The 19331-nt window shown below is 66.8% G+C and carries 13 protein-coding genes; 11 read left to right on the top strand and 2 right to left on the bottom strand.

All coding sequences use genetic code 11. The features are described 5' to 3' along the window. Nucleotides 1-53: 53 nt before the first annotated feature. The 4 genes from ACIG5A_RS04015 to rox all read left to right on the top strand — a co-directional run bounded on the left by ACIG5A_RS04015 (nt 54) and on the right by rox (nt 3370). On the top strand, nt 54-509 hold the full coding sequence (locus ACIG5A_RS04015) for a hypothetical protein (protein ID WP_397237452.1): 456 nt from the start codon (nt 54-56) through the stop codon (nt 507-509). A gap of 39 nt (nt 510-548) precedes the next feature. Further along, nucleotides 549-692 carry a hypothetical protein gene (locus tag ACIG5A_RS04010; protein ID WP_397237450.1) on the top strand — a complete coding sequence of 48 codons (144 nt, stop codon included), beginning with the start codon at nt 549-551 and terminating at the stop codon, nt 690-692. Nucleotides 693-740: 48 nt separating this feature from the next. After that, entirely contained in the window at nt 741-1760 is a 1020-nt protein-coding gene (locus tag ACIG5A_RS04005; RefSeq protein WP_397237448.1) for a DUF5995 family protein, read from the top strand. Between the two features lie 182 nt (nt 1761-1942). Next, complete coding sequence (gene rox, locus ACIG5A_RS04000) at nt 1943-3370, top strand: rifampin monooxygenase (protein ID WP_397237446.1); 1428 nt, start codon at nt 1943-1945, stop codon at nt 3368-3370. Between the two features lie 84 nt (nt 3371-3454). Here the strand turns inward: rox and ACIG5A_RS03995 are convergent, their stop codons facing one another. Beyond that, nucleotides 3455-3712, bottom strand: coding sequence for a hypothetical protein (locus ACIG5A_RS03995; RefSeq protein ID WP_397237444.1), 258 nt, complete (start codon nt 3710-3712; stop codon nt 3455-3457). Between the two features lie 108 nt (nt 3713-3820). Then, nucleotides 3821-3991: a hypothetical protein gene (locus ACIG5A_RS03990; RefSeq protein ID WP_397237442.1), complete on the bottom strand. Its 171-nt coding sequence runs from the start codon at nt 3989-3991 to the stop codon at nt 3821-3823. On the opposite strand from ACIG5A_RS03990, the gene ACIG5A_RS03985 reads away from it, so the two are divergent. The 7 genes from ACIG5A_RS03985 to ACIG5A_RS03955 all read left to right on the top strand — a co-directional run bounded on the left by ACIG5A_RS03985 (nt 3975) and on the right by ACIG5A_RS03955 (nt 19214). Further along, complete coding sequence (locus tag ACIG5A_RS03985) at nt 3975-4295, top strand: hypothetical protein (protein ID WP_397237440.1); 321 nt, start codon at nt 3975-3977, stop codon at nt 4293-4295. The genes ACIG5A_RS03990 and ACIG5A_RS03985 overlap by 17 nt on opposite strands. A gap of 891 nt (nt 4296-5186) precedes the next feature. Further along, nucleotides 5187-13676 carry an SDR family NAD(P)-dependent oxidoreductase gene (locus tag ACIG5A_RS03980; protein ID WP_397237438.1) on the top strand — a complete coding sequence of 2830 codons (8490 nt, stop codon included), beginning with the start codon at nt 5187-5189 and terminating at the stop codon, nt 13674-13676. A gap of 28 nt (nt 13677-13704) precedes the next feature. Next, nucleotides 13705-15282: an NAD(P)/FAD-dependent oxidoreductase gene (locus ACIG5A_RS03975; protein WP_397237436.1), complete on the top strand. Its 1578-nt coding sequence runs from the start codon at nt 13705-13707 to the stop codon at nt 15280-15282. A gap of 4 nt (nt 15283-15286) precedes the next feature. Continuing rightward, the gene (locus tag ACIG5A_RS03970; protein WP_397237433.1) at nt 15287-16204 is read left to right on the top strand and encodes an SDR family oxidoreductase; all 918 of its coding nucleotides are present in this window, start codon (nt 15287-15289) and stop codon (nt 16202-16204) included. Nucleotides 16205-16211: 7 nt separating this feature from the next. Continuing rightward, a complete protein-coding gene (locus ACIG5A_RS03965) occupies nt 16212-17966 on the top strand; it encodes a long-chain-acyl-CoA synthetase (RefSeq protein ID WP_397237431.1) in 1755 nt (584 codons plus the stop codon). Next, nucleotides 17963-18745: an alpha/beta fold hydrolase gene (locus ACIG5A_RS03960; RefSeq protein WP_397237429.1), complete on the top strand. Its 783-nt coding sequence runs from the start codon at nt 17963-17965 to the stop codon at nt 18743-18745. The genes ACIG5A_RS03965 and ACIG5A_RS03960 overlap by 4 nt, the downstream gene beginning before the upstream one ends. Further along, nucleotides 18735-19214, top strand: coding sequence for a PaaI family thioesterase (locus ACIG5A_RS03955; protein WP_397237427.1), 480 nt, complete (start codon nt 18735-18737; stop codon nt 19212-19214). Before ACIG5A_RS03960 ends, ACIG5A_RS03955 begins: the two co-directional genes overlap by 11 nt. The last annotated feature ends 117 nt before the right edge of the window (nt 19215-19331 follow it).

The raw sequence follows: 19331 nt of genomic DNA, 5'->3' as shown, positions 1-19331 counted from the left end.
GGGTTGTTCGTCGGGGATCTGAAGCAGCTGATTTCGAAAGGTCGCACATGTCCATGGGTTCGATTTCACGTGTCCTGTCCTGCGTCTTCGCCACCGCCGCACCGTTATTCGTGCTCGCGCCGAACGCCGCCGCCGCCCCGGACAGCCCCTACACCTGTTCGGGCGTCTTCCTGTCGAGCGACGGCGCCGCCGAAGTGGAGTCCTGCGTCTACGCCGAGAACGGCGTCCCGAGGGCCTTCGGCGGCCTCACCATCAAATCCGACACCATCACCCGCGAATCCTGCACCATGTCCGTCACCGTCGTCGACTACAACGCCTACGAAACCGGCGCCAACGAAAACGTCGCCACCAGCGGCCCCTTCCCCTGTTTCAACGGCAGGTACCCCTCACCGCCCCTCACCGTCGACCGCCCCTTCGCCATCCCCGGCCACCGCTACCGCAGCTACACCGAAGTAACCAACAACGGCCAAGGCATAGCCCGCATCTACAGTCCCGACCTCATCCTCTGACCCACCCCGCACCGGAGCCCAACCGCCCGGTCGGAGGTGATGCGCGGCAACCCGATGCGAGTCCACCAGAACGAAGCCTCGGCGTCGGGCAATGCCGCATGCACATCCTCCACCGACCCCATTGCGTCCGTGATCAGCGGCGATCCGGGTCTCGACGTCGTCGCGCATCTCGACAACAAGTAGCTCGCCGGTAGAGACCCGGAGTTGCGGTGCAGCTGACAAGATTTGGGGATGCGGATCGGGCGGTTCTTGTGGGCGGCAGTATCGGTTGTGGTGGTGGTGGTGGTCGTGTCGAGTGCGGGTCCGGTGAGGGCGGATCCGGGGGCGACGGCGCAGCGCGATGATTCGGCCGGATCGCGGCTGCTGCTCGGGGTTGCGGGGTTGCCGCCGGTGCAGGCGCTTGCGGAGATCACGCGGCAGATCTTCGGGCCGGAGGGGAAGTATCTGCCGTGGGCGTATCAGTTGCCGCCGCTGCCGGTTCCGTACACGACGCCGGTGACGGTGTGTCCTTCCGGGGAGGTGTCGTGCGTCGACGAGGTCATCGCCGAGATGGCGCGGCGCGCGGCGGTCATGCGGGCGACGTGTGACGACAACGCGCCATTCTCGCTGACCTACCTCGCCATTACCAAGGCGGAGCGTCGAACCGCCAGTACCGCAGGCGGATTCGCCGATCCGGGATATCTGAACAATGAGGATGTCCACTTCGCGAACTACTACTTCCAGGCGATCGACGACTATTACCACGGTGACCGCAGCAAGGTCGCCGAGGCCTGGCAGTACAACTTCCGTGCGTCCGACGCGCATTCGGTGACCGTGCTCGGCAATGCGATACTGGCCTACAACGCCCACAGCACCCGCGATCTGCCTTTCACGATGGCCGATTTGGGCCTCACCGCCTCCGACGGCGCCAGCCGCAAACCCGATTCCGAGCGAGTCAGCGCGATGCTCACCGCGGCCGAACCGGAGGTGCTCGCGGAATTGGCCGCACTCTACGGCGACGCCGACCCCACCTTGACCGCCGGCCTGGGCGTGGAACCGATGGTGTTCATGTCCGTCGGCCAGACGATCCAGATCTGGCGCGAATATGCCTGGCGCGCAGCGGAACAACTCCTCCTGGCGCCCACGAGCGAACAACGCGACGCGATCTCCGGACAGATCGAAGCACTCTCGAATCTGCTCGCCGAAATCGTCACGAAACTCTTCGCACGCGACGACCCGCAACCACACCTCGGGCACTGCCCACTCGCGTAGCCGAACACGGTCTATGGCCGCGGTGCGCCGGAACCCCCGAGCGGGAACTGATAGCTCATTCCTTGCCCCCCTCAACATATAGCGCACCCCGGGCCTTGCGGCAAGACCCGGGGTGTGCTGCAGAATCTCTCGCCGGAGCCAGAACCTGCGGAAATCAGGGTTCTTCGTCGAATGGGGTATGCATGTTTGAGGTGATCGTGGCCGGCGGTGGACCGACGGGCGTCATGCTTGCCAGTGAGTTGCGCTTGCGCGGCGTGCATGTGGTCGTTGTGGAGAAGGAGGCGGAGCCGACCAAGGTGGTCCGCGCGCTCGGCATGCACGCGCGCAGCGTCGAGGTGATGGATCAGCGTGGGCTGCTCGACCGGTTCCTCGCGGTCGGCAAGCAGCATCCGCTCGGCGGTTTCTTCGCCGGCATCGCCAAGCCGAGTCCGGAACGGCTGGACACCACGTATCCGTTCGTGCTGTCCATTCCGCAGACCGTCACCGAGCGCCTGCTGACCGAGCACGCCATCGAGCTCGGTGTGGAGATCCGGCGCGGCTGCGAGGTGGTCGGGCTCACCCAGGACGAGGACGGGGTGAATGTCGAACTGGCCGGGGGAACGTCGCTGCGCTCGCGCTATCTCGTCGGCTGCGACGGCGGCCGCAGCACGGTGCGCAAACTGCTCGGCGTCGACTTCCCCGGTGAGCCGACGACGGTCGATACGCTGCTCGGCGAGGTGGAGCTCACCGCATCCCCGGAGACGCTCAACGCCGTCGTGACCGAGGTGCGCAAGACCCAATTGCGTTTCGGGGCGATGCCACTCGGAGGCGGGGTGTACCGCGTCGTCGCGCCGGCGGCGGAGGTGGCCGAGGACCGGACGGTCCCGCCGACGCTCGAAGAACTCAAACAGCAGCTGACGGCGACCGCCGGAACGGATTTCGGCGTGCATTCCCCGCGCTGGCTGTCCCGGTTCGGTGATGCCACCCGCCAGGCCGAGCGCTACCGGGTCGGCCGCGTGCTGCTGGCGGGCGACGCGGCGCACATCCATCCGCCGATGGGCGGCCAGGGCCTCAACCTCGGCATCCAGGACGCGTTCAACCTGGGCTGGAAGCTGGCCGCCGCGGTCGACGGCTCGGCGCCGGACGGGCTGCTCGACACCTACCACGCCGAACGGCACCCGGTAGCCGCCGACGTACTGGACAACACCCGCGCACAGATGGAACTGGTGAGCCTCGAACCGGGTCCCCAGGCGGTGCGCCGGTTGCTGTCCAAGCTGATGGATTTCGAAGAGGTGAACCGATATCTGCTCGAGCAGATCATCTCGGTCAGCATCCGCTACGACTTCGGCGAGGGTCATGAACTCCTCGGCAGGCGCCTGCGCGATATGCCCCTGAAACAGGGCCGCCTCTACGACCTGATGCACAGCGGCCGCGGACTACTCCTCGACCGGACCGGCCGTCTTTCGGTCGCGGGCTGGGCGGCCCGAGTCGACCACGTCGTCGACCTCAGCGAGGAATTGGACGCGCCCGCGATCCTGCTCCGCCCGGACGGCTACGTGGCCTGGGCCGGTACCGACCAACAGGAGCTGCGCGACCACCTCTCGAAATGGTTCGGTGCCGCCGTCAGCTGAACCCGGTGCGCAAATAACTTCCACCACAACATGATTCGGATCGGGCGCGATGTGGTTCCGCGCCCGATCCGAACGGATCGACTGCTAGTGGCGGATGCAGACGGTGCTTGCCTCGGAAGAGATGCCGCCCGTCAGCATGCACAGGATTCCGCCGAGCAGGGTGGTGGTGTCGTTGGCGCCGGAATTGCTGCCCGCGGATCCGGCGCCGCCCGCGGTGGGTGCGGCCTCGGCGGTGAACGGCTCGAGCGGGATCGCGTGAGCCGTCGGCATCGAGGACAACAGCGCGGCCGCCGTGACGGCGGACACCCCGAGGGCAGTGCGAATGACCTTGGATCCGAGCATTAAATTCCTCTGCTTCTTTACGGTGACAGGACAAGCCGGGGCCGACTCGCGGCACCGACCATGGGTTCGATCGTGACACCGTCTCGAAGCAGACAGATCATCCGACGGTCAGACCACTATCACTTTCCGGTAATCCGGTCGTCGGCCACCGAGCGCCCCTGCCGCGCTGGTGATGTCCCGCACAGCCGGCACGGCCACCGCCCGAATCGGCGCGATCCAGATTTGCCAATTGATTGCTGATTGGCTTTCCTGGAACATCAGAATGATCGAGAACATCATCGCCCCCGTGGTCGTCGCACTCCTCTATCCGTTCCTCCTCTTTGGCAGACTGGCAGCTCGGCTGGCAAAGAAGCTTCGGATCGAGGTCTTCGACGCGGCCGTGAGCCTCCTCATCGTCCTGCCCTGGCTCGACTCGTTCCTGACGTCGTTCTTCGCGCTCCGCGAGGGCAGGTACCCCGTCGGCGACCTCGTCCTGGTGACACTGGGCGCGATCTACCTGCTGCACGTCGCCGCGATGAGCCTGCGTGGCTTCTCCGCGGCGAGGCGATCCCGAGCAGAGGCCGACCAGCAGCCCACCGACTAGCTCCCACCTATTCGCCACCGTCGAAATTCTTACGCCCGATGGCACATTCCGGACGGCACAATGATCACCCCGCAGGCGCGGCACGAAAAAACCGCGCGTGTCAACAGCCCTTGGCATGAGCGAATTCAGTTCGACAACGATCGAACACATCACCGAGGTCGTATTTATATCGACGCACCGGTCAGTTCTGGATCGCCCACGATGTATCACCCCAGAACTCGCCGCGGCACCTTCACCTTCGTCCTGGAATACCTCACTTCACCGATCGAACGACGGGGTCACCCGCTGAACCGTTCGCAAGAACCGCGCCGACTCATCAAAGCAGATCCCGGTGGCGTCCGAGCCGAAACCGTTTAACGGAGCCGAAACGGATCGCGCCACCGCGTCCGCCGCGCCGCACAGCGCCGCCGCAGCAACCGCCGACGGCCGGCGGTCCGCTCAGTGAGATGGTCCGCTGAGCGAAACCGGTTGCTGCTCAAGGCAAGAGCACTTGCCAGGTAGTGGCGGTCGACGCGGTCGCGGTCCCCGGTCCGGATAGGGACCGGATCAACCGAGGGGGTCACGCGAGCGAATCGTTCGCCGACCTGTAGCTTCCACATCGCCCGGATCACCGCATCGGAATACACCGGATGCCGTGCGCGCCATTAATGCCCAAACTTTAAATAAAGCACGAATCGGGTATAGATTGACAACCCCCCGATCGGGTGTAATTTACCAGCGCGATTGCGGCTTACCCATGCCACCGAGCGGGGGCTTGCGAACAGTCCCGAAATGGAATTATCCTTCGATCCGCGGGGCAAGGCAGTTCCGAGAGGAAGTTCATGCCCACAACGGGTTCTGGGAGACACATCGAGGTCGATACAGATCCTGGTCCGCTGACGGCCACAAATAGTGACGTTGTTCGCGTGGTCAATCGATGTGTGGCGATTAAAACGAGGTAATGCGATGAATTCTGTTCACAGCTCCCCGACCGAGGCCGAGTCGAGCGCGCACGAAGGCATTGCCGTCGTGGGGATCGGGTGCCGGTTCCCAGGACAAGTTTCGAGCGCGGGCGAGTTCTGGCAACTCCTGCTCGACGAGAAGGATGCCGTGCGAACGGTGCCCGAGGACCGCTGGTCGGGTGACGCCTTCTACGACCGCGATGCGGCCCGCCCCGGGCACCTTCGCACCCGCGCGGGCGGCTACCTCGACGATGTCACCGCCTTCGACGCGCAGTTCTTCGGCATCACCCCGCACGAGGCGGCGCGGATCGACCCGCAGCAGCGTCTCTTCCTCGAGACGACCTGGGAGGCGCTGCAGGACGCGGGCATCGTCCCCGAGCGCCTGGCCGGCACGAAAACCGCTGTGTACGCGGGTGTTTCGGGCCACGACTACGGCATCATCCAGCTCAATCCGGAGAACCGCTACCTCATCGGCGGTCACACGATGACCGGCGTCACGAACTGCATTGTGGCCAACCGTGTTTCGTACCTGCTGGACCTGCGCGGGCCGAGTATGACGGTGGACACCGCATGTTCGTCCTCGCTGATCGCCATCCACCTCGCCTGCCGCAGCATCCGCTCCGGCGAGGCGACGATGGCCATCGTCGGCGGCGTCAGCACCCTGCTCATTCCCGAGGCGACCATCGGCTTCAGCCAGGGCACATTCCTCTCGCCCGAGGGCCGCAGCAAGTCGTTCAGCGAGACCGCCGACGGCTACATCCGCAGTGAGGGTTCGGGCACCATCATCCTGAAGCCGCTGTCCGCGGCGCTCGCCGACGGCGACCACATCTACTCGGTGATCCGCGGCACCGCGACCAACCAGGACGGCCGCACGAACGGCATCTCGGTGCCGAGCGAGGACGCCCAGGCCGAGATGATCATGGATGCCTGCCGCGACGCGGGCATCGCACCATCGGACATCGGCTACGTCGAGGCGCACGGCACCGGCACGGCCGTCGGTGATCCGATCGAGGCGCGCGCACTCGGAAAAGCGTTGGCGCCCGGGCGAAATGGCAATGGGCCGTGCATCGTCGGCGCGGTGAAGTCGAACCTCGGCCACCTCGAATCGGCGGCGGGCATCGCGGGCGTGATCAAGGCGTGCCTGGTGCTGAAGAACGGTGAGATCCCGGCGAACCTGCACGGCGAGGTGCCGAACCCGAAGATCCCGTTCGCGGAATTGGGCCTGCGGCTCGCGCAGTCGCGTCAGCCGTGGCCGGGTAACGGCCGCCGTCTGGCCGGGGTCAACTCGTTCGGTTTCGGCGGCTCCAATGCCCACGTCGTCCTCGAGGGCCCGCCCGCCGACGCGCCGAAGGCCGACGCGGAGGAGGCGACGGGACGCACTGCCCCGGAGACGGTTCCGGTGCTGTTCAGCCTCAGCGCGAAGACCAAAGACGCGCTCAAGGCCTACGCGGACAGCTATGCCGACTACCTGGACGACCCGACCGCGCCGGCACTGCCCGCCGTCGCGTCCACCCAGGCGCAGGCCCGTCCGCACTACGACCATCGCCTTGCGATGGTGTGCTCCTCGACGGAGGAATTGCGCGGTGCGCTGCGTGACGTGGCCAGAGGTCTGTCACCCGACGTCATTCGCAGCGGCGTGAAAACCCCTGCCGCGTCGAGCGTTGCCTTCGTCTTCTCCGGTCAGGGCCCGCAGTGGTGGGGCATGGCGCGTGAACTGCTGAACGAGAACCCGGTATTCCGCGAGACCGTCGAGCGGGTCGACACCGAGCTCGCCAAGCACGCCGATTGGTCGGTGATCGAGGAACTGCGCCGCGATGAGGCCGACAGCCGCATCGGCGAAACGTTCATCGCTCAGCCCGCGGTGTTCGCGGTGCAGGTCGGGCTCGCGGCGCTGTGGCAGAGTTGGGGTATCACCCCCGCAGCGGTGGTCGGTCACAGCATCGGTGAGGTCGCCGCCGCCTGCGTCTCCGGAGCGTTGTCGTTCGAGGACGCGGTGCGAGTCATCTTCCACCGCAGCCGGGTTCAGCAAAAGGCCTCCGGCAAAGGCAAGATGCTCGCGGTCGGCCTGCCCGAAGCCGAGGTCGAACCCCGCGTCGCCGCGTACCGCGGACGCGTGGCGATCGCGGCGCTCAACGGCCCGGAATCGGTGGCGCTGGCCGGTGATCCGGACGCCCTCGAAGAGATCGAGCGAGAACTCAACGCGGAGAAGATCTTCTGCCGCATGCTCCAGGTCGCCGTCGCCTTCCACAGCCACCACATGGACCCGCTGAAGGACGAACTGCTCTCCTCCCTGGACGGACTCACCTCCGGCGAAGCGTCGATCCCGATGTACTCCACCGTCACCGCCGACATCGCGCCGACGGGTTCGCTCGACGCCGAGTACTGGTGGCGCAACGTCCGCGAGCCGGTACGGTTCGCCCCCACCATCGATCGCCTCATCGAAGACCAGCACCTGGCCTTCGTCGAACTGGGCCCGCATCCCATCCACGCGACCGCGATCACCGAACTGCTGGAGAAGCGGCGCGCCGAGGGCATCGCCGTCCCGTCGCTGCACCGCAAGCAAAGCGATCGCACCACCCTGCTGACTTCGCTTGCCGCACTGTATGTTTCCGGGTTCGACCCGTCCTGGCAGACCCTCTTCGACGGGATCTCCGAGCGCGTCCAGGTGCCGTTCTACCCCTGGCAGCGCGAAACCTACTGGCTCGAGGCTGCCACCTCACGCGACCGCCGATTCCCGGCGCTGTCGCATCCCCTCGTCGGCGTCGAAAGCCGCGCCGCCGACGAGCCGGGCAAGCACGTCTGGGAACTGGTGATGGACACCGCCCGCTTCCCGTGGCTCGACGATCACCGGGTCCAGGGCCCCATCGTCTTCCCCGGCGCGGGCTACCTCGACATGGTGATCGGTTGCGCGGAAAGCGCATTCGGTCCCGGTCTGTACTCGATCGAGGATGTCGAATTCCGCCGCGCGCTGTTCGTCTTCGACGACCGGCCCGCCCCCGTGGTCCAGGTGGTGCTGACCAACGATCTGCACTACACCGTGTACAGCCGCCAGCAGGGCGACAAGGACTGGACGCTGCACTCGGTCGGCACGCTGCGCCGCGGCGCACCGAACACCTCACTGCCCGTGCCGTTCTCGGAACTCGAGGCGGAATGCCCGAACGAGTACGAGCCGGCGCAGGTCTTCGCCAAGCTCCGCAACAACGGCCTCATGCTCGGCCCGACGTTCAAAGCGATCACCAAACTCGGCTACGCCGAACTCAAGTCGCTCGGCCGCATCGATACGCCCGCGGCGCTCGCGGACGAATCGCCGCGGCACGCGATCCATCCCGCGGTCCTGGACTCCTGCTTCCAGTCGCTGTCCATCTCCATGGGCAACGATCCGAACAGCGACGCCAAGACGCTGTACCTGCCGGTCGAGGTGAAGCGCCTCAGCTACTACGCCAAGGCGAGCGACCGCGTGTATTGCTATGGGCGGGCCCGCATCAGCGCCGACCCCGCCTACTGCGAGGGCGATCTGTGGATCGTCAACGACGACGGCACCCTCGTCGCCGAGCTCGAGGGCTTCAAGGGCAAGTCGATCACCCAGAGCGCCGACGACGGCGACGCGCTGCTGCAGTGGTTCTACGAATACCGTTGGCACCCCGCGGCGGTGCGCTCGAAGACGCTCATGCCCGCCGACTTCATGGCGTCCGGAGAGGTCATCGACACCGCGGTCGACCCGCTGGTCGAGGAGCTGCGCAACTGGGACGTCAACCGTGAATTCCACTCGGTGACCGACGCCGAGATGAACCGGCTGTGCATCGCCTACGTGACCGAGGCCTTCCACAAACTGGGCATGGACATGTCCGAGGGCCGCCGCTTCACGCTGGACGAGATCGCCAGGGAGATGGGCGTTCACGACAAGCACAGCAAGTACCTGGCCCGCCTGGTGCAGCTGCTGTCGCAGCACGGCATCACCGAGAACGACGGCGGCACCTGGCGCATGCTCATCGAGCCCGCCCGCGTCGACACCGTCGCCGCGCTCGACAAGCTGCGCGCCGAGCATCCCGAATGTGAATCCGAGTACGCGGTGCTCGAGCGCTGTGGCAAGGAGCAGGCCGCGGTCCTTCGCGATGACGTGAACCCGATCGAGCTGCTGTTCCCGGAGCACGAATTCCAGTCCGTCGCCGACCTGTACGGCACCTCGTTCTCCTTCGGCCGGTGCAACCGCGTGGTGAGCAAGGTCGTCGCGGAGCACGTGCGCAACCTGCCTGCCGACCGGCCCGTGCGCGTCATCGAAATCGGTGCGGGTACCGGCGGCACCACCGGCTGGGTGATCTCCGAATTGCCTACCGACCGTGCGGAATACGTCTACTCGGACGTCACGCAGCTGTTCCTCGGCAAGGCACGCCAGCGGTTCGCCGATCTCGATTTCGTCGACTACCGCATCCTCGACATCGAGCAGGACATCGCGGCGCAGGGCTTCGACCCGCACTACTACGACATCGTGGTGGCCTCGAATGTCTTGCACGCCACCGCGAGTATGCGCGCCACCCTCGACAACGTGAAGGAGCTGCTGACCTCGCAGGGCCTGCTGCTGATCGTCGAGGCGACCGTGCCGCCGCACTGGGTCGATCTGACCTTCGGCATGACCGAGGGCTGGTGGAAGTTCAGCGACCACGACCTGCGCCCGAACTATCCGCTGATGACGGAGACGACCTGGCGCGACTTCCTGCCCACCGCGGGCTTCGAGCAGGTCCAGATCTTCTCCGACAAGAGCACGCCGACCGAGACCGGTAACTCGGTCATCCTGGCGCGCACGCAGTCGATCGACCTCGAGCCCTATCAGCCACAGGTCGAGCCGGGCCCGTGGGTCGTGCTGGCCGATGCCGACGGCGTCGGCGAACGCTACCTGGCCCGGCTCGGCGAGGCCGCCGCAGGCAGCGTCGTCGTCACCCGCGGCGCCACCTTCGAACAGCTCGACGCGCGCCGCTTCCAGGTGGACCCGACCAGCGGCGCCGATCTGAAGCGCGTACTGGAGCAGGTCCGCGAACAGACCGGAGACGTGGCGGGCGTGCTGCATCTGTGGAATCTGGATTTCGCGGGCACGCTGCTCACCACCGAGGCGCTGCCCGCGGTGGAACGCGAGGGCGCCTACAGCGTGATCGCGCTGGCCCAGGCGGTCGAAGAGGTGGAGTGGGCCGCGCCGCCGCGGTTCTGGATCGCGACATCGGGAGCGCATGCCCTCGGCCGCGACGAACGCGTCGCGCTGACCCAGATCCAGAGCTGGGGCATCCTGCGCGTGCTGTTGAGCGAGCACACCAGCCTGCCCGCGAAGATCATGGACTTCGACCCGGCGGGCGATACCGAGGTTCGGGCAGCGCAGCTCTTCGACGAGCTGCTGCACGTGCGGGAGGCCGACGAGGAGATCGCCTTCCGTGGGAACACCCGGTTCATCGACCGGCTCGAGCATGTCTCGCTCGCGGAATTCGAAGCGTCCGTTGCCACTCCGGCTCGGGTATCGGAGCGGACGCCGTTCGCGGTGACCGTTCCGGTCGAGCCCGGCATCGAGCAGTTGCGCTACGAAACGCAGGACATCCCGGCGCTCGGCGGCACCGAGGTGGCCATCCGGCCGCTGGCCACCGGCCTGAACTTCCGCGACATCATGCTGTCGCTGGGCGTGCTGTCGCAGGGCGCGACCTTCGGCGGGTTCTACGAGAACAATCTCGGCGTCGAATGTGCCGGTGTCATCACGCAGGTCGGGCCCGAGGTCGAGGGTCTCGCACCGGGCGATCACGTGGTCGCGTTCGCGCGCGGCTGCTTCGGCTCCCTGGTGGTCACCGATGCGCAGCGGGCGTTCAAGGCGCCGGCGAACCTGTCGGCCGCCGATGCCGCCACGCTGCCGATGGCGTACCTGACCGCCTGGTACTCACTGGTGGAGGTGGGCAGGCTGCGCCGCAGCCAGCGGGTGCTCGTGCACGCCGCCGCGGGCGGTGTCGGCCTCGCCGCCGTGCACATCGCGCACTCACTCGGCGCGACGGTCCTCGCCACCGCTGGCAGCGATGAAAAGCGGGACTACCTGCGGTCGTTGGGCGTCGAGGAGGTCTTCGACTCGCGCTCGCTGGAATTCGCGCAGGAGATCAAGCAGCGCTACGACGGTGTCGACCTCGTGCTGAATTCGCTGCAGGGCGAAGCCATTCCGAAGAGCCTCGAATTGCTGCGCCCGCGTGGCCGTTTCGTAGAGATCGGCAAGACCGACATCTACGAGAACTACAAGCTGGGACTGAAGCCGTTCGGCAACAACCTGAGCTACTCCGCGGTCGACATCGACCGCATGCTGCTCGAGGATCCCGCGCTGTGCCGCGAATCCATGACCGCGGTGCTGGAGCACATCGAGGCGGGCACGCTGCCGCCGCTGCCCCACACCGATTTCGGCGCGGTCGACGTGGCCGCGGCGTTCCGATACATGGCCACTGCCAAGCAGATCGGCAAGGTCGTCGTCGAGTACGAACCCGGCGCCGAGGTCATGGTCTACCCGACCTCGACCGGCGAGGAGGCGCTCGACGCCGACGGCACGTACCTGATCACCGGCGGCTACACCGGATTCGGCCTGCGGACCGCGCAGTGGCTCGTCGACAGGGGCGCGCGGACCGTGGTGCTGGTCGGCCGTCGCGGCCAGATCGATGCCGAGAACGAGCAGCCGATCGCGGCCATGCGGGCCAAGGGCGCCACCGTCGTGCTCGAACGCGCCGATGTGGCCATCGAATCCGAGGTGGTCGGGCTGCTCGAGCGGATCGCGTCGCTGCCGCGGCTGCGCGGCGTCTACCACGCCGCGATGGTGTTGCAGGACGGGCCGCTGGCCGCGATGACCGAGGAGCAGTTCCTGCGCACCGTGCAGCCGAAGGTCGACGGCGCGTGGCACCTGCACAACCACACCCGCGATCTGGACGCGTTCGTCCTGTACTCGTCCATGACGTGGAACGTCGGCACGCCGGGTCAGGCGAATTACGCTGCGGCGAACGGGTTCCTGGAGGCGCTGGCCATCCACCGTCGTGAGCTCGGCATGCCCGCACTGGCCATCAACTGGGGCGCGCTCGCCGAAGTCGGGTTCGTCGCACGCACCGGCCTCGACACGCTCGCCCGCCTGGGGTGGACGCAGATCTCACCGGACCACGCACTCGACTTCATCGGCCGGTGCCTGGCCCAGGGGGTGAACCGCGCCAGCGTCTTCGGCGTCAACTGGTCGAAGATGAATCAGGTCATGCCGATCATCCGCAGCTCGCCGCGGCTCGCGCACCTCGCCAAGGCGGAGGCCACCGGCGCCACCACCGCGTTCGGTACCGAGGGTCTGCGCGCCGAGCTGTTCGAACTCCCGGAGGACGCCCGCGGTACGCGCTTGGTCGAGGCACTGTCGCAACAGATTTCGCGGATCTTCGACATGCCGGTCGATCGCCTGGCCCACGATGTCGCGCTGACGGACCTCGGCATGGACTCGCTCATGGCGGGCCAGATCCGCAACGTGCTGGCCAAGCATCTCGAGATCGACTTCCCGACCATGGGTTTGATGCGCGGGCCGACGCTGGTGGAACTCGCCAACGAGGTGCTGACCCAGGTGTTCGGGGCGGGCTCGGGCGGGCTCGCCACCTCGGCGCCCGAGACCACCAGTGCGGAGCGGTGGATCCACTCGATCGCGGGCCGCTCCGATACCGCCGCGATGCGCGTGTTCGCACTGCCCTTCGTCGGCGGCGGCGCGTCGGTCTTCACGCCGTGGCCGGACAGCCTGCCCGAATCGGTCGACGTGATCGGCATCCAGTACCCGGGCCGTGAGGACCGGGTCGGTGAGACACCGATCGACTCGATGCAGACCTTCGTCGCCGAACTGGCCGAGGCGATGCTGCCCCATCTCGACCGCTCCTTCGCGATCTACGGGCACAGCATGGGCAGCCTGCTCGCCTACGAGCTGACGAAGTACCTCGAGCAGCAGTTCGGCGAGGTGCCGCTCAAGCTCATCATCGGCGGCTGGCCCTCGCCCGCGCTGGTCGAGGACTATGTGCGGAACCTGAAGCACATCCGCGACGGCTTCGATATGGACCGTGAATCCGATGCCAGGGTGCTGCAGGTGCTGCGGGACAACGATTTGCTCGCCGTGCCGATCGACGACGCCTCCTCGCTCAAGCCGATGATGCCCGCCATCCGGGCCGACTTGCGGATGCTCGGCGACTATCGCTTCGAGAACGGGTACGCGCTTCGCACCCCGATCACCGTCCTGCACGGTGCCGAAGACCAGCTGTTCGACGCGGATCAGCTGCAGGGATGGGAGAAGCTGACCAGTGGCCGCTTCTCGCTGACCACCGTGCCCGGTGGCCACCTGTTCATCCAGAACCCGAGTGCGCCGGTGATGCGGACGATCGCGCACGAGCTGTCCGCTGAGGACGCTTTCCCGATGTTCACAAGCCTTTGATGAGCGCTGAGCAGCTCGAACGGAGTAGATGATGGAACCGGTCGAACGTTACGACGTAGTGGTTTGCGGCGGCGGCCTGGCGGGGTTGACCCTGTCGCGGCAGCTCAAGCGGGCCATGCCCGAACTCACGGTGCTGGTGGTGGAGCGGACCACGGGCGATATTCCGGACGCCGCCTACAAGGTCGGTGAATCCACGGTCGAAGGCGGTGCGCACTACTACACCGAAATGCTCGGCCTCACCGGCTATTTCAACAAGCACCAGCTGCCAAAGCTCGGGCTGCGCTTCTTCTTCGGCGATACGCAGGGCCCGTTCGAGGCACGGCCCGAACTCGGCGCGCGGCGGTTCCCCCGGGTGCCGTCCTATCAGATCGACCGCGGCGTATTCGAGCGCGACCTGCGGCGCTACGCAAGGGAACTCGGCGTCGATCTGGTCGAGCAAGCCAAGGTGCTCGAACTCGATCTGGCCGAGAACGAGGACGATCACGTCGTCCACTACGAGGTGGACGGCGCCGAACGAGAAGTGCGTGCGCGCTTCGTGGTCGACGCGTCCGGGCGCCAGCGGCTGATCCAGCGCAAGTACGGCCTCGGCACCTCCAGCCCGCACAAGATCAACGCGGTGTGGTGGCGCCTGCGCGGCGAATACGACATCGACACCATGGCGGGTGACACCAACCCGACGTGGAAGCCGAAAACCCAAGAGAGCCGCTGGTTCTCGACCAATCACCTGATGGGTCCGGGTTACTGGGTGTGGGTGATCCCGCTGTCGTCGGGCAATACCAGCGTCGGCATCGTCACCGACGAGAACGTGCACCCGTTCAGCACCTACGCGACGGAGACGAAGGCGCATCGCTGGCTCGTCGAGAACGAGCCGGCGCTGGCGAAGTTCATCGAGGGCGCCGAGGAGATCGACTTCCTCAAGATGCGCAACGTGAGCTACTTCTCGAAGCAGGTGTTCTCGCACCACCGGTGGTCCTGCGTCGGCGAGGCGGGCGTCTTCCTCGACGCGTTCTACAGCCCGGGATCGGATTACATCGCGTACACGAATTCCATCACGACGCGGATGATCGAGCTCGACCGCAAGGGCGCGCTGACCCCGGAGGTCGCGAAGACCTACAACCAGCTGCTGCTCGAGGACATCTGGCCGAACTACCTGGCGATGTACCACGACAACTATCCGATCTTCGGTAACGCGCCCGCCATGTTCACCAAGGTCATGTGGGACACCTCGTTCTACTGGGCGCTGCCTTCGCAGATGCTGTTCCGCGGCCTGCTCACCGACGAGGCGGCGGCCGAGGAATTCCATCCCATCGCCCAGCGGTTCCACGCCATCCAGCTGCGGATGCAGGCGGCATTGCGCGCCTTCGGATCTCAGGCGCCGCAGCCGGAGAAGTACCTGTTCGTCGAGCACAGCAAGATTCCGATCTGCGCGCAGCTGCACCTGGATCTGCTCACGGACAAGACCGCCGAACAGTGCTTCCGCGATATGCGGCGCAATGTCGATCGCCTGGAATCCTGGGCGGATTCGTTCGAGCAGGAGGTCGCCAAACGGTTCGAGCAGCCCGAGCAGGTGCTGGCCGGTGCGGCGTTCGACGGCCCCGCCGCGTAATGCCATGACGCACTTCGAGGACCGCGTCGCGATCATCACCGGCGGCAGCCGCGGTATCGGCAAGGCGCTCGCACTCGCGCTGGCGCGCAAGGGAACCGCCGTCGTCATCGCGGCGAAGACGATGGACAGCGGTGGCAGGTTGCCGGGCAGCGTGCCCGAAACCGTCGGGGAGATCGAGGCATTCGGTGGCCGTGCGCTCGGCCTGCGATGCGATGTTCGCGACGACGCGGATCTGCAGTCCGTGGTCGACCAGACGATGCGGCGATTCGGCCGCATCGATATCCTCGTCAACAACGCGGGCGCCATGTGGCTGCAAGCGGTCGAGGGCACCCCGCAGAAGCGGTACGACCTGGTGATGGACATCAACGCCCGCGCGCCGTTCCTGCTCGCGCACCACTGCATTCCGCATATGCGAAAAGGCAAGTGGGGCCACATCGTCAACCTGAGCCCGCCGCTCGATCCGGATGTGCTGCAGCACATCGGCGGCAAGGTCGCGTACATGACCTCCAAGCTCAACGCGACGATGCTCACCTTCGGGCTCGCACAAGAGCTGGCGGCGGACGGCATCGCGTGCAATACGGTGTGGACCCGCACGCTCATCGGCACGCTGGCGACGCAGAACCTCGGCATCGGCAGCCCGGAGAACTGGCGGTCGGAGGATATCGTCGTCGACGCGATCATGGCTGTGCTGGCACAGGATCCGGCGAAGTTCAGCGGCAACGCCCTGGTCGACGACGAGATCCTGGCGCGCTTCAATGGCCTCGACGATCTGTCGCGGTACCGGTTCGTGCCCGATCACGAGCCGATGCCGATGACGTGGGCGCTGTGGGACGCCGTCGCCGATATCGCGCGCGACCGCTACTTCGCCGCCATGGCGGCCGCCGATCAGGCGAAGGCGGCGCCACTGCCGGAGGGCGCGTGAGGCCGTCGTGTCGCTGATCCACCGCATCCGGTCGTCCGGAATACTGGCGCGCGGCCTGCTCGAAGGCGCGGGCTCGCACCGCACGCTCGCGGTCGAGCTCGAGCGATCGAGCAGGCAGCGGCCCGCGCAGCCGTTCCTGCTCTACGAGGATCGGCGATTCGATTACGCGCAGGCCAATCGCCTCGTCAACCGGATCGCGCACACCTACCGGGCCAGGGGCGTCCGCAAAGGCGACGTGCTCGCCCTGCTCATGGAGAACCGGCCCGAGTTCGTCTGGCACTATCTCGCGGCGGGCAAGCTCGGCATCGTGGTGGCCCTTGTCAATACGCGCACCCGCGGCGACGGGCTCGCGCACGCGCTCACCGTGTGCGGCGCGAGTCATCTCACCGTCGGCTCGGAGTGCCTGCCCGCGTTCCTCGCGGTACGGGACCGGGTGGCGCCCGCACTGGTCGAGCGCTGCCTGGTCGACGAGGACGACAAGGGATCCGAAAGCGGCACAGCGGGTCTCGCGCGATTCGAGCCGAGCGAGAACGCCACCGATCCCCCCGAGACAGCCGAGCATGTCCTCGGGGACACGGGCGCTTACATCTTCACCAGCGGAACGACCGGGCTCCCCAAGGCCGCCATCATGAGCTATCAGCGGCTGACCACCCTCGGCCGGGTCATGGGCGGGCTGGCGTGGCGTTTCGAACCCGGGGACGTCATCTACAACTGCCTTCCGCTGTTCCACACCAGCGCGCTGGCGATCTCCCTGTCGAGCGTGCTCGCGCACGGCGCGACTCTCGCACTCGGACGGCGGTTTTCGGCGGGCGCGTTCTGGGACGACATCCACCGCTTCGAGGCGACCGGATTCAACTACATCGGCGAGATGTGCCGGTACCTGGTCAACACGGCGCCCGGTGATCGCGACCGCGGGCACCGGGTGCGGGTGATCGTCGGTCAGGGATTGCAGGCCGATATCTGGGCCGAACTCCAGTCCCGGTTCGCGATTCCGCGCATCGTCGAGATGTACGCCTCCACCGAGGGCAATACCGCGACCATCAACCTGAGCGGGACGGTCGGGTCGGTCGGCAAACCGCGCCTCGGCGCCGCGCTCGCGAAATGGGATTTCGAGCGGGACGACTTCGTCCGCGACAACGGTCATCTGGTGCGCTGCGGTCCCGGCGACTCCGGCGTGCTGCTCGGGCCGATCCGCAAGCGCACCCCCTTCGCCGGCTATCGGGACGAGGGAGCCACCCGCGCGAAGATCGTCACGGACGCCTTCCGCGAGGGCGACGCGCTGTTCAATACCGGCGACGTCTTCCGCATGGACGAGCGGAAGAACCTCTTCTTCGTCGATCGATTGGGCGACACCTATCGGTACAAGGGCGAGAATGTATCGACAGTGGAGGTACAGGAGCAGCTGGTGCGGTGGCCGGGTATCGCCGCCGCCAACGTGTACGGCGTGACGGTCCCGGGCCGGGAAGGCCGCGCCGGGATGGCCGCCGTCGTACTCGCCGAGGGCGCTCGATTCGACGGCGTGGCGCTCGCCGCGCATCTCGACGCGGCGTTACCGCCTTACGCACGACCGATATTCATCCGGATCCGCGCCTCGCTGGACACCACGGCGACGCTGAAACTGGCCAAGCTGGAGTTGCAGCGCGAGGGCTTCGCGCCGCGCGAGGGCGAGCCCATCTATGTGCGCGACGGGGGCGACGAAGTCTATTCGGAGCTCACGCCGGAGCGCTACGCGGCCATCGCCGGGGAAAAGGAGAAGCGATGACCGCACCCCCGCCCCTGTCCGTCCACAGGTCGGGTACCGGACCACCGGTCGTGCTGCTGCACGGCGGGCTGCCCGCCGATATGACCTGGGCCGCACAGCAGGAACTCGCGGCGAGCTGGACGTTGATCGCCCCGAATCGGCGCGGCTTCGCACCGAGCCCGGCCGCGGCGCGGCAGGACTTCCGCGCCGACGCCGACGATCTGGTCGATCTCCTCGCCGACCTGCCCGGCGGCGCCCATCTCGTCGGCTACTCCTACGGTGGTCTCGGCGCGCAGCTCGCGGCCGAGCGGGTGCCGGAGCAGGTGCGCTCACTGACCATGGTCGAGGTGCCGATGTGGAACGCCACTTCCGGCGACGCCGTCGTCGAGGCGTTCGCGGAGCTGTCGGACCGGTTCGCCGCGGATCCGGACGACGCCGAAGCAGAGCGCGACTTCTTCGCCGCGATCGGTGTCGACCCGAAAATCCTTGCCGGACTTGGTGATGACGTACTCCAGGCGCTCGAGCTCGGGCGCAGGCTGCGCTCGCCGCGGGAACTGGAGCCGCACTTCGAGCCGATCGTCGACGCGGGCATTCCGGCACTGGTTCTTTCCGGAGATCACCACCCCGCGCACGAGCGGCTGTGCGATGCTATCGCCACGCGGCTCGGTGCGCAGCGGGCCCGTTTGCCCGGAGCGGGGCATGCCGTCCAGCGCGCGCAGGGGTTCAACACGACGCTGGAAACGTTTCTGACTGCCGCGGAAAGGGTCCGCGGCGATAGAGGAGTTACCGATGAGCGATGACGCAACGATTCACGGGCACGAGGAAATCCTGAAGCAGACGATCGAGCTCTTCCGCAGCTTCCCTGCCCCGCCGGGCATCAACCTCGAGCTGCCGCCGCCGTCGTCGAAGACGCTGGACATCCAGTTCGAGGAGTATGTGCCTGGCAAATCGCTGACCGCGACGCTGATGGTGCCCAAGCACTTCGGCAACGCCGTCGGCCTGTTGCAGGGTGGATTCATCGCCGCACTCTTCGACGACCTGATGGGGCCGCTCAGCTACCTGATAGCGCGCAGCCCGACGACGAGTATGGAGCTGACGACGCACTTCCTGCGCCCGGTATTCGTCGGGGAGCAGCTGAAGATGACCGCCACGGTCCGTAAGGCGGGACGAACGGCCGTCTATCTCGCCGCGGAAGCGTACAACGGCGGCGGCAAGCTGGTGGCGACGGCGATGTCGACCATCCAGGTCATTCCGCTGCCCTCCGCCTAGACCGTCCGGCCGGCGAGCCGCAATCCCTTGCGATACAAGGGATTGCGGCTCTTTTCATACCCCTGGACGCGCGCCACACCGACCACGGCGTGTCGATCGGCGAATCGCCGCGCAAAC

Source organism: Nocardia sp. NPDC052566, from assembly GCF_044547285.1.
Lineage (GTDB): Bacteria > Actinomycetota > Actinomycetes > Mycobacteriales > Mycobacteriaceae > Nocardia.
Note: the sequence above shows the minus strand (reverse complement) of the source record. Positions and strands in the feature narration are given on the sequence as shown.

Excerpts from the sequence above, each read along its gene's own strand:
- ACIG5A_RS03990 (WP_397237442.1), bottom strand. The coding sequence starts at position 3,991 with ATGATGTTCTCGATCATTCTGATGTTCCAGGAAAGCCAATCAGCAATC.
- ACIG5A_RS03995 (WP_397237444.1), bottom strand. The coding sequence starts at position 3,712 with ATGCTCGGATCCAAGGTCATTCGCACTGCCCTCGGGGTGTCCGCCGTC.
- ACIG5A_RS03985 (WP_397237440.1), top strand. The coding sequence starts at position 3,975 with ATGATCGAGAACATCATCGCCCCCGTGGTCGTCGCACTCCTCTATCCG.
- ACIG5A_RS03975 (WP_397237436.1), top strand. The coding sequence starts at position 13,705 with ATGATGGAACCGGTCGAACGTTACGACGTAGTGGTTTGCGGCGGCGGC.
- ACIG5A_RS04005 (WP_397237448.1), top strand. The coding sequence starts at position 741 with ATGCGGATCGGGCGGTTCTTGTGGGCGGCAGTATCGGTTGTGGTGGTG.
- ACIG5A_RS03955 (WP_397237427.1), top strand. The coding sequence starts at position 18,735 with ATGAGCGATGACGCAACGATTCACGGGCACGAGGAAATCCTGAAGCAG.
- ACIG5A_RS04015 (WP_397237452.1), top strand. The coding sequence starts at position 54 with ATGGGTTCGATTTCACGTGTCCTGTCCTGCGTCTTCGCCACCGCCGCA.
- ACIG5A_RS03970 (WP_397237433.1), top strand. The coding sequence starts at position 15,287 with ATGACGCACTTCGAGGACCGCGTCGCGATCATCACCGGCGGCAGCCGC.
- ACIG5A_RS03960 (WP_397237429.1), top strand. The coding sequence starts at position 17,963 with ATGACCGCACCCCCGCCCCTGTCCGTCCACAGGTCGGGTACCGGACCA.
- rox (WP_397237446.1), top strand. The coding sequence starts at position 1,943 with ATGTTTGAGGTGATCGTGGCCGGCGGTGGACCGACGGGCGTCATGCTT.
- ACIG5A_RS04010 (WP_397237450.1), top strand. The coding sequence starts at position 549 with ATGCGCGGCAACCCGATGCGAGTCCACCAGAACGAAGCCTCGGCGTCG.